This is a genomic window from Eikenella sp. HMSC071B05, assembly GCF_001811325.1.
Classification (GTDB): Bacteria; Pseudomonadota; Gammaproteobacteria; order Burkholderiales; family Neisseriaceae; genus Eikenella; species Eikenella corrodens.
Window position 1 is genome coordinate 131,790 of the sequence record NZ_KV804551.1, and the last position, 1,217, is coordinate 133,006.

At 56.5% G+C, this 1,217-nt stretch carries 2 protein-coding genes; both read left to right on the forward strand.

The window, feature by feature from the left end; translation table 11 throughout:
* Positions 1-246, forward strand: a 246-nt coding sequence (locus HMPREF2796_RS06815; protein WP_141749203.1) for a DUF4189 domain-containing protein, incomplete at its 5' end; no start/stop codon positions are given.
* A 362-nt stretch (positions 247-608) separates the two neighbouring features.
* The gene (locus tag HMPREF2796_RS06820; protein ID WP_141749181.1) at positions 609-1,184 is read left to right on the forward strand and encodes a DUF4189 domain-containing protein; all 576 of its coding nucleotides are present in this window, start codon (positions 609-611) and stop codon (positions 1,182-1,184) included.
* Positions 1,185-1,217 lie beyond the last annotated feature (33 nt).

A 1,217-nucleotide genomic window follows, 5' to 3' on the forward strand; every position in this document is an offset into this window, starting at 1 on the left:
GCCAGACAAATGGCCTTGCAGGCGTGCAACCGCAAAAGTGGCCGCACCTGCAAAATCATTTTTGACTACACCAACCACTGCGCCAGCGTAGCAACGGGCAACGTTGCAGCAGGTCAAAGGCTGTTCGCCGAATTTGCACCGCAGCGCGGCCAAGCAGCACTGAAGGCCATGCAGAGCTGCCTCGACGCAAATGCCAAAGGCTGCGAGTTTGTTATGCAGGAAGAATGTTCCCTGCCCATATATTGACGCCCCGCAAACGCCGACCAATTGAAACAATGTCTGGCATCCATGCCCAACCTGCAAACCGCAGTTACCAAGCGCAAAGGCTACCTGAAAGCGTAGCTTCAACGAAGTTAAAACAAACGAAGTGAGTTTCAGCGAAGCTAAAATGTAGAAACCAGTAGCGTTGTTTACAGCAAGCGTAGCCCGCATAATGTAGGGTGTGTGGCGCAGCCACGCACGCGGCTTCCAACCGTAAAGGCTACCTGAAAGCGGGCAGAGCGGGCTTGCGCCAAACACGGCGGCTGCTGGATACGCCCCGCCTGTGCGGCAATGCACGGAGCAAGGCAGCAGCCTGAAACCCCCAAAACCCTCCCACGGAGAAAACCATGATGCACAAACGTTATTTTCTGCTTCCCCTATTGTTATTGGCCGCCTCCGGCGCATGGGCTTGTTACGACCCCGCAGGTTCTGGGCAATGCGGCCCGAACGGCATCGGGCCGCGCAACCCCGGCGGCTACGGCTCGGGCAGCTACTCCCCGCCAACCTATGTGCCCCCACCCATCTATGTACCCCCGCCGGCACCCCAGACCTACACCCCGCCGCCGATCCGCGAAAACCGCTACGGCGCAGTGGCCTATTATGAAAATCCTAACGGCAACAAATGGAACAGCAGAACCATGTTTGCCTCCGTCCACAACATCAGCTCAAAGCAAAGAGCCAGACAAATGGCCTTGCAGGCGTGCAACCGAAAAAGCGGCCGCACCTGCAAAATCATGTTTGACTACACCAACCACTGCGCCAGCGTAACGACAGGAGCAGATGCCAAAGGCCAACAGCTGTTCGCCGAATTTGCACCGCAGCGCGGCCAAGCAGCACTGAAGGCCATGCAGAGATGCCTCGACGCAAATGCCAAAGACTGCGAGTTTGTTATGCAGGAAGAATGCTCCCTGCCCATATATTGATGCCCCGCAAACGCCGACCAATTGAAACAATGT